8 protein-coding genes are annotated in these 9,272 nt (G+C 67.0%); 1 reads left to right on the top strand and 7 read right to left on the bottom strand.

Annotated elements, in window-relative coordinates; translation table 11 throughout:
- Nucleotides 1-154: 154 nt before the first annotated feature.
- The 4 genes from C9412_RS00045 to C9412_RS00030 all read right to left on the bottom strand — a co-directional run bounded on the left by C9412_RS00045 (nt 155) and on the right by C9412_RS00030 (nt 5,190).
- Nucleotides 155-1,189, bottom strand: a complete 1,035-nt coding sequence (locus C9412_RS00045) for a fimbrial protein (protein ID WP_107229810.1) — start codon at nt 1,187-1,189, stop codon at nt 155-157.
- A complete protein-coding gene (locus C9412_RS00040) occupies nt 1,180-3,744 on the bottom strand; it encodes a fimbria/pilus outer membrane usher protein (RefSeq protein WP_107229809.1) in 2,565 nt (854 codons plus the stop codon). The genes C9412_RS00045 and C9412_RS00040 overlap by 10 nt, the downstream gene beginning before the upstream one ends.
- A 92-nt stretch (nt 3,745-3,836) precedes the next feature.
- Nucleotides 3,837-4,565, bottom strand: a complete 729-nt coding sequence (locus C9412_RS00035) for a molecular chaperone (RefSeq protein ID WP_107229808.1) — start codon at nt 4,563-4,565, stop codon at nt 3,837-3,839.
- Between the two features lie 85 nt (nt 4,566-4,650).
- The gene (locus C9412_RS00030) at nt 4,651-5,190 is read right to left on the bottom strand and encodes a fimbrial protein (RefSeq protein WP_107229807.1); all 540 of its coding nucleotides are present in this window, start codon (nt 5,188-5,190) and stop codon (nt 4,651-4,653) included.
- A gap of 457 nt (nt 5,191-5,647) precedes the next feature.
- Here C9412_RS00030 and C9412_RS00025 point away from each other — a divergent pair, with 457 nt between their 5' ends.
- A complete protein-coding gene (locus C9412_RS00025; RefSeq protein WP_107229806.1) occupies nt 5,648-6,013 on the top strand; it encodes a hypothetical protein in 366 nt (121 codons plus the stop codon).
- Nucleotides 6,014-6,031: 18 nt separating this feature from the next.
- On the opposite strand, the gene pncB is transcribed toward C9412_RS00025, so the two are convergent.
- From pncB to C9412_RS00010, 3 genes are all read right to left on the bottom strand, one after another.
- Complete coding sequence (gene pncB / locus C9412_RS00020) at nt 6,032-7,213, bottom strand: nicotinate phosphoribosyltransferase (RefSeq protein WP_107229805.1); 1,182 nt, start codon at nt 7,211-7,213, stop codon at nt 6,032-6,034.
- Nucleotides 7,214-7,300: 87 nt separating this feature from the next.
- Nucleotides 7,301-8,140, bottom strand: a complete 840-nt coding sequence (locus C9412_RS00015; protein WP_107229804.1) for a glycosyltransferase family 2 protein — start codon at nt 8,138-8,140, stop codon at nt 7,301-7,303.
- Nucleotides 8,137-8,988 carry a glycosyltransferase gene (locus C9412_RS00010; protein ID WP_107229803.1) on the bottom strand — a complete coding sequence of 284 codons (852 nt, stop codon included), beginning with the start codon at nt 8,986-8,988 and terminating at the stop codon, nt 8,137-8,139. The genes C9412_RS00015 and C9412_RS00010 overlap by 4 nt, the downstream gene beginning before the upstream one ends.
- Nucleotides 8,989-9,272: the final 284 nt, after the last annotated feature.

Below are 9,272 nucleotides of genomic sequence, written 5' to 3'. Positions count from 1 at the left end.
CTCAATTTCATGACGTACATCACATTCATGTTGCTGTACGGTCATGATAGCTCCGATCTTCACGCTTGCGGGATCAAGACGCGGTCAACGCCGCCTGCAGGCAGGCGACGTTGGGGTGCGGCGCAGCGGTGGTGGAAGGCGGCCGTTGGCCGCGTTATTCGTACTGGATGGTGAACGTTGCCTGGCCGTTTGCGACACCGGCACCGACGGTACCGGCCTGTGTCTGGATGTAGCGGGCGCGCAGCGGCAGCGCCATGACGCTGGTACCCGGCGCGGTGGTGCCGACGTTGATGGTCTGGCCGAAGCGCACTTCGCGTTCGGTGGTGCCGTCGCGCTGGACCATCTGGATGCCGATGCGCGTGGCGCTGTTGCTGGCCGCGCTGAGCTTCAGCACACCGGCCATGTTGGAGCTGTCCTGGTCGGCATCCAGGCGGATGCCGATCTTGCTCTGGTAGGCCGCCACGTTGCTGCCCTGGCAGTTCAGCCGGATCTCGAAGTCGCGGTTGACGGCCTTGGAACCGACGCCGGTGAAGGTGGTGTTGGGCACGCTGCCGAAATCCACGGCGATGTTGCGGCTGCCGGCCTGCACTTCGCAAGTGGGGCTGACCACGGTGGTGCCCGAGCCCTTGAAGGTGGAGGTCAGCACCGGCCGGCCCGCGCCGTCGCCATCGAAGTAGTAGGTGGTGAAGCGACCGTTCGGTGCGATCACGCCCGAGCCGGTCTGCGCGGCGGTCTTGATCAGCTGGATGCGGAAGGTACCCCCCACCAGCGAGATGGTGTTGTTGCTGCCGAAATTGATGGTGTGCGGGTAATAGGTCTGGATCGCGCCGGAGTCGCGGTACAGCCGGATGCCCACGCCCGCCACGTCGGTTTCATAGACGTTGGAGAATCCGGCCACCGGGCGCTTCTGTGCGGCATTGACGTACTCGCCGATCGAGCGCCCCCCGGACCAGTCGCAGCGCGCCACGCTGTTCTGCTGGTTGATCGGCTCGCTGATCTCCTTGATCACGCCACCGACCGGGGTGCTGGGCAGGATCACGATCTGGCCCATGTCCATGGTCACGTCCTGGGCCACGAACCAGCTGCTCTGGATGCGGCAGGCGGCACTGGCCTGCTGCGCCAGCAGCACGCCGCCAAGCATCGCCAGCGCGGCCAGCGCCTTGCGGCCTCGGAAAGAAATCAACGGCATGCTGCCTCCAGCGGAATGAAACCGGTCTTGGACGCGTCGGCGCCTGCCGGAACCTGGTAGTCGATGGTGCAACGCTGTTCGGCACCGGCACCCCACTCCACCTGAAGGCGGCCCTGGTTGTGCTCGCTGCGCACGTACAGGCGCCCGCCCTGGCTGACCATGCCCACCGGCTGGCCCTGCTCGTCCTTGACCTGCGCACCGAACGGCATCGTGCGGCCATCGGTGTTGCGCACCTGGATCAGCAGTGCGTTGCCCTTGCGGGTATCGAAGCGCAGGTAGCTGATGGCACCGGCGAACGGCGCCACCGACTGGCTGGTGCTTTCCAGCTCGACGTCGTGGGCCATGCCCTGCGGGTCGAGGGTGACGGTGTTGAGGCGGTACGGCGACACGTAGGGCACCACCGCGTAGCCACGGCCATCCACGCGCAGGCCCGGCGCATTGCTGACCATGGCGTCACGCGCGCCCGGCGCCTCGACCAGCACCATGGTGTCGCCACGCTGCGGGGTGAAGGTGAAGCCGCCCGGATGCACCACCACGCTGCCGTTGGCGCCGACCGAGGCCTGGCGGAAGTCGCGCGAGTGGCTGTAGGTGGCGTTCAACGCGGAGTAACGGCTGCGGTATTCGACGTTGCCGACGGCGGTGGTGCCGCCCTCGCGCGAATCCGACAGCGCCGCGCCGTAGCTGAAGTTGTTGTCCACGCCGGCCGAACCGGTGATGCCGACGCGGCTGTTGTCATAGCCACCACGGTCGCGCGCGCCGAGGTCGGCGCTGAACGACACCGGGTGGGTACCGCGACCCAGCGGCACGCTCATCGAGAACAGGTACTGGGTGTCGGAGCGGCCCAGCACACCTTCTTCGGTGCGCAGCGCCGAGAAACCGTAGTTCACCGAACGCCAGGCATTGTTGTAGCCCACCTGGTACTGCTTGGAGGTACCGCTGCGGTCGTAGAAGTCGCGCACCGAGCCGGTCACATACAGGGCACCGCCACGGCGGCCCAGCGGCTGGTTCAGGGTCAGCTGGAACTGGCTGCGCTGGCGGCCACGGGTGGTCGGATCGATGCCGCGGGTGTCCGCGTCGCGACCATACAGGGCATCCTGCAGGCTGTAGAAGCCTTCGGTGGAGTAGCGGTAGGCGGCCAGGGTCAGGTTGGTCCCGGTCTCGCCGATCATGTTGCTGTAGCTCAGGCGCACACTGGCACCGGTGTGGTCACCGTAGTGGTCGAACGAGGTGCGTGCGTGGGTGACATCGGCGGCAAACGCGCCGATGCGCGTGGACAGGCCGACGCCGTACAGCAGCGACAGGTAGCCTTCGCTCAATGCGCTGCCGCCGTACACGGTCAGCTGGTTGCCGATGCCGCGCTGGTAGGTGCCCTGCACCAGCCAGGGTTCGTCGGCCAGCAGCTTGTTGCGCACCTGGCCGGCGGTCAGCGCGTAGCGCGACACGCCTTCGCGCAGCATCTGCGGCACCGAACCGAACGGCACCTTGAATTCGCGGCGGCGGCCATCGGCCTCGATCACGCTCACTTCCAGATCGCCGCCGTAGCCGGTCGGGTACAGGTCATCGATGACGAAGCTGCCCGGCGAGACGGTGGAGGAATAGATCAGCTGCTGGTTCTGCCGCACTTCCACGCGTGCGTTGGTCTCGGCGATGCCACGCACGACCGGCGCGTAACCGCGCAGCGAATCGGGCAGCATGCGGTCGTCGCTGGCCAGGCTGGCACCGCGATAGCCGATCGAATCGAACAGTTCGCCGGTGGTGTAGGCCTCACCGATGGTGAGCATGCCGCGCACCTGCGGAATGCCACGCTGGGCGTAGGTGGCGATGCTCTGCCAATGGCGGCCGTCGCCATCGCTCCAGGTCAGGTTGGAATCATGGCGGAACTGCCAGCCGCCCAGGTTCAGGCCCGCGTTGAGGCCCAGGTAGGCACTGCGGTTGCGCTGGCCACCTTCGACGCGGCTGTCGCTGTCGATGGCGTTGAAGCTGTAGCCGACGAAACCGGCATTGATGCCACGGTCCCACAGCGCCGGATTGACATAGCCGCGCGCCTCGCGGCGCAGGAACACCTGCGGGATGCTGAGGTCGTAGCGCAGGTTGCCGCTGTCGTAGACACCATAGGCGTTGGCCATGCGCTGCTGCACCGGCACGCAGCTGCTGGTGTCGGTGGGCACGGACGGGTCCTGCTGCAGCAGCACGGCCTCGCTGTCCACGCCCATTTCCTCCAGCATCGGCAGCGGCAGGCAGGCGTCGACACGGCCCTGCGCATCGGCCTTGAACTGCAGGTCACGACGGCCCTGCCAGGCACCGTTGACGTAGACGTCGACACGGTAGCTGCCGGCCACCATCGGGTTGCCGTTGCTGAAGGCGGCCAGATCGACCTGCTTGGCCTGGCCGGACAGGAAGCTGGAATTGAACTGGGCCGACTCCGGCGCACGCGCGGTGGCCGCACCACTCTGCGCCATCAGCGCCTGTTCGCCGAGATTGGCCGGTGCAGCCAGCGCCCATCCTGGGCAGGCCACGCCGGCAGCCAACAGGCAGATCGCCTGATGGATCGACAATGTCAATCTGTTTCCGATCACACTGACATTCCTTCAATTCGCCGCACGGCGGCGGTGGCGGGATGCGCGGGCCCATGGCCGGCGCGGCGCGTTCAGCCCCCGGTGCTGCCGAGGCGGATCGTGTGTTCCACCCGGCCGCCGTAATCGTTGATGGTGATGAAGCGCACCTGGTCGGTGCCCGCCGGTGCGGCGAACTCCAGGCTCTGCTTCGGCGCGACCATTGCGCCCTTGTCCTCCACGGCCTTTTCACTGCTGCCGGTCAGCGCATGCACTTCGGCCAGCGTGACGTGGAAGGGGCTGGGGTTTTCCACCCGCAGGCGGTCGCCGGTGCGGGTCCAGCGCAGCGCTGCCGGTGCGTCATTGGCGACGCCCTTCAGGCCCTGCGGCCGGTAGAACAGCTTCAGCCGCGAACGGAACGCGACCTGCAGATAATTCTGGTCGCCGCTGTCGGCGTTGTCCGGCGACGGTGGCACATCCAGCACGTTGAGCCAGAACACCGTCTCGCGGTCGGTCGGCAGCGACGCGCCGGAGAAGATCACGCGCAGCGCCTGGCTGCGACCCGGTTCGACGCGCGCGATCGGCGGCGTCAGTACGAACGGGGCATCGCTGGTGTCGGCGGTCTGGTTGGCATCGCCGCTGTCGATCCAGGCCTGTACCAGCGCCGGCGAGTCGCCCACGTTGTCGACCTGCACGGTGACTTCGCGCGCCTGCGCCGGGTAGATCACGCGGGTGCCATTGACCACCACGCCGGCCAGAGCGTTCTGGCAGAAGGGCAGCGTGAACGCTGCCAGCAGCAGCGCCCGGGGAAAGAGTGCTTTCATCGGAAGGACTACGCTCGAGGGGTGTGGCCAGAGGCCGCGGAGCACTGGCCGGCGCGTACGCCGGCCAATGCGGGTACGGCGACGATCAGTTGTAGATGATCGTGTACTTGACGCTGCTGGTGACGTCGCCCGGGGTGGCGGCGGCAGTGGCGTAGTACTCGGCGTAGTAGTTCAGGTCAGCCGAACCATCGGTGCCGACGGTGACCCACTGCGAGTTGGTCTGGGCCAGGCCAGCGCCGGCAGCCTTGACCGGCAGGAACTGGTTGTTCGAACCCAGCAGCTGCAGCTGCACGTTGGTGGCAGCGTTGGCCGAAGCCTGGTTGACCAGGCGGCCGCTGTTGAAATCAACGGTGGAACCCGGCTCGAAGTAGGTGGCGACGTTGCCGGCGCTGCACTTGGTCAGGTTGATGGCGAACGGGGTACGACCGGCCACGGCACCGGCGGTGGCCAGGGTGTTCTTGGACACGGTCGGCAGGGTCACGGCGAAATCCTTGCCGCCCGGGGTCGAGATGGTGCAGGTCTTGTCGGTCACCTTGCCATTGAAGGTGATGGTGCCGTCGGCGGCGTTGGCGGCCAGCGGAGCGGCGGCCAGCATCAGAGCGGCAATGAGGTTGATCTTGTGCATTCGCTTTTACCTAACCCTACTGAAGAGATGAGAAGTAGAGGAGGAAGCAAGGAGCACTGCCGGGCTAACAAGACCCATCCTTGCGTCTCACCTGTGGCCGGATCCGGATGTACCTCCCCTGGATCCGTGACGAAAGTATATGCACAAGTGTGATGAAAGTCTCATTATTTTTCTGAACGTCAATTCATTGACGCCCCATGTGTGACGTGCTACCCGGATTGAGCCCGCGTCGGCGCGGGAACGTTGACGGTGCCGCCATCGAGCGACAAGCGACGTCTTCTGACGCAACAAGTGACGCGGCCGGCACGCGCGGAAACCGTACGTTTTCTGGGGAAAATCGGCTTATTTGATGCGCATCACTCTTTGTTGGTGATGGCCCTAGCAGATTCGGAATCGTCCTATTAAAGCTGGATCGAAGCTGTCGCTAACTAGGACACACCGAACCAGAGAACGTGTCATGAGGAACTCCCTTCTGCTGTGCGTGGCGCTGATGTCGCTCAGTGCCGTGGCCCAGGCCAGCAGCGGCAGCATCCGCTTCAGTGGCCGCATCGCCGAACCGGGCTGCACGACGAACCTGTCCCAGGGCGAGCTGAGCCTGGCGGCCTGCCCGCCGTCGGCCAAGGGTTCGACGGTGGCGGTGACGGCGCTGGCCGACGGCCAGGCCGCCACGCTGCGCGACGGCAAGCGCCAGGGCCAGAAGCTGTCGGTGTCGGCCAGCGCATTGCGCGCCGGCGACATCGCCTTCTCCGAGCGCTACCGGGTGGAAGCGGCCCGGCAGCAGCCGCTGCAGGGCGCGTACCTGGTGGTGGTCGATTACCTGTAAGGCGACAGGGCGACGCCCCTACTCGGACTGAGGCAGCTCGAAGACCTGTCGCAGGTAGGCCAGGTAGCCGGGGTCGTCGCACATGCTCTTGCCGGGCGAATCGCTGAGCTTGGCCACCGGCTGGCCGTTGCAGCGGACCATCTTGATGACGATGTTGAGCGGCGTCGGGCCCAGATCATTGGTCAGGTGGGTACCGACCCCGAACGCGACCTGGCAACGGCCGCGGAAGTAGTCGTACAGCCGCATCACCTTGGCGATGTCGAGCCCATCGCTGAACACCAGCACCTTGCTGCGCGGATCGACCCGGCGCTGCTGGAAATGCGCGAGCAAGCGGTCGCCCCAGTCGAACGGATCGCCCGAATCGTGGCGGACGCCGTCGAACAGCTTGCAGAAGTACATGTCGAAGTCGCGCAGGAACGCGTCCAGGCCCACCACGTCGGACAGCGCGATGCCCAGGTCGCCGCGATACTCGCGCGCCCACGAATCCAGCGCGGCCACCTGCGAATCGCGCAGGCGCGGGCCCAGCGCCTGGAACGCCTGCAGGTACTCATGGGCCATCGTGCCATGCGGCGTCATGCCGTACAGGCGCGCGAAGTGCACATTGCTGGTGCCGACCAGTTGCGGCCCCAGTGCGTCGCGCAGCAACGGCAGCAGGCGCGCGTGCCAGTCGCGGGAATAGCGCCGGCGGCTACCGTAGTCGGCAATGCGGCACTGCTCGAAACCGGGCGTATCGCGCAGCAGCGCGGCCTTGGCCTGCAGCCGGCGCTCACCCTCGGCGAAGTCGGCGGTGGTGGTGTTGCGGAACCAGACCTCGTTGATGATCGCCAGCAGTGGCACCTCGAACAGGATGGTATGCAGCCACGGCCCGGTGATGTCCAGCTCGATCTCGCCGGGCACGGTCTTCGACGCACGCAGCTGGATGTACTTGCGATCGAGATGGAACAGGCCGAGGAAGTCGGCGAAGTCCGGCTTCACGAAACGCAGGCCACGCATGTAATCCAGCTCGGCATCGCTGAAGCGCAGCGCACACAGGTGGTCGATTTCTTCGTCGATCTGGTCGATATAGCGGGCCAGGTCGATGCCGGGGGTACGGCACTTGAACCGGTACTGCACCTGGGCGCCGGGATGCTGGTGCAGCACCGCCTGCATCATGGTGAACTTGTACAGGTCGGTATCGAGCAGGGACTGGATGATAGGCATGGGGCGGATTATGCGCCCGCCGAAGTGAACCGGGGGCGGAGCCAGTAGATCCACGCCATGCGTGGATGCTTTCCGCGCCGGTCGGCGCTACAACGACCGGCGCAACAGCCTCGGCACCAGCATCAACGCATGGGCCCAGATTGCCGCAAACACCGCCACACGCACCGGCAGCGAGCGTTGCCCGGCCTCGAACTTCTGGAAGTAGCGCCACAGGCCCTTGTGCTTGTGCCATTCAACGAAGAACGGACGCGAGCGGCTGGAGACGCCGCGCACATGGGTGACCTGCAGGTCGTTGGCAATGGCCACCACCGCCCCGGCCGCGCGCGTACGCCGGCACAGGTCCAGGTCTTCGGCATGCAGGCGGTAGCCCGCGTCCCAGCCGCCGATGCGGTCGAACAACGTGCGCGGCATCAGCAGCAGTGCGCCGGACAGCGCCGGCACCCGCTGCAATGCCTGCGACGGGTCGCGCGGAACCGCCAGCTTCGAGCCCTTGCCCGGCGACCGCAGCATCATCAGGAAGTCCGGGTCACGGCGCCGCACCGCTTCATCGGCATGGCCCTGCTCATCCACCTGTTCCACCCCCAGCAGGCAGTCGCCCAGCGCATCGGCACGGGCGCGCAGCGCGGCCAGGGTATCGGCCTCGACCATCAGGTCCGGGTTGATGAAGGCCAGCCACGGGCTGCGCGAATCGGCCACGCCCTGGTTGTTGGCTGCTGCGAAGCCCGGATTGTCCGGGTTGCCAACAAAGCGCACGCGCGGGTCATGGCTGGCATGGCGCTGCACGATCTCAAGCGTGCCATCCAGCGAGCCATTGTCGATCACCCGGATCTCGGCCACATCCTGCGCCTGGCGCAGGCGCGAGAGGCAGGCATCGATGGTGCTGCCGCTCTGGAAGGTGACGACAACGGCGGCAATGGCAGCATTCAAACGGGAGGCTCCGGCACGGACGGGACGAACAGGTCGCCCTGTTCCTGCGGCATTATCGCCTGCCGCATGCGCTGCTGCAGGTCGGCCCGCAGCCCGTGCAACGGGTCATGCATCAGGAAGTCGGCCAGGCGTGGCACCCAGCCCGGCCAGCGCGCGGCCAGCGCTTCCAGATCGCCGTCGCGGCTGATCGCCTCGCCTGCGCGGCTGACAAAGGCGGTCTCGCACAGCACGTTGCGCCAGCCCAGCCCGGCCATGCGCAGGCTCAGGTCGACCAGCGCCGCATTCCAGCCGATGTAGCTGTCCACGTCCAGGCCACCGGCGCGACGGCGGGCGTTGCCGCGCACCAGCACCGCATGGGTGACGGCCGAGGGCAGTTCGGGGTGCAGCGTCGGCAGTGTGGCGCAGGTCTGCGCCAGCAATGCCGGGTCCTGCGGTTCGGGATTGATCTCTCCCAGCCGCGGCCACGCGGCGGTTTCGCCGGCATTGCACCAGGGCGTTGCCGTGGCGATGGCGGCGTCGCGGGCGAAGGCGTCCTGCAACTGCTGCAACCAACCCGGTGCCGGCACGCTGTCCGGCGCCAGCACGGCCACGTCCAGGCCATCGCAGGCGCGCAGCATTTCATCCAGATGCGCCACCTCGCCCAATGGCCGCGCGCGGCGCGTGTATTCGGCCTGCAACGGCGTATGCGCCAGCCAGTGTTCGACCACGGCCTGCGCACGCGGGCCGGTCTGCGCATCGTCGGCCAGCCAGACCGCGGTACCGGGTGCCGTGCCGGCATCCAGCGCCGCCAGGCAACGGTCAAGCGCGGCATCATCCACGCACAGCGGCAACAACACGATCGCCCCCATCCCGCCTCCGTGGTTGTCGGTGGCCACAGCGTAGCACCGGGTGGGTATCGGCCGGGTTGCACCCGGCACCGGTGGTTCGGCCGGGTTGCACCCGGCACCGGTGGTAGTGCCGGCCGCTGGCCGGCAACCGCAACCGCAACAGCAACAGCAACAGCGGGTTTTCTGAGGGATGGCAGGGTGGGTCCGGTTGCGGGGGACGCCGTAAACCCCCCTCCGGGGTCCGGCCCAGCCGCCGGCGGCTGGGCGTTCGGGCGCTTGCGAAGCAGTGCTTCGCAAGCAAAGCG

Origin of the sequence: Stenotrophomonas sp. Nf1, assembly GCF_003028475.1 — a bacterium.
In the GTDB taxonomy this organism is placed as follows: Bacteria; Pseudomonadota; Gammaproteobacteria; order Xanthomonadales; family Xanthomonadaceae; genus Stenotrophomonas.
This window is presented reverse-complemented; position numbering and strand designations above follow the sequence as displayed.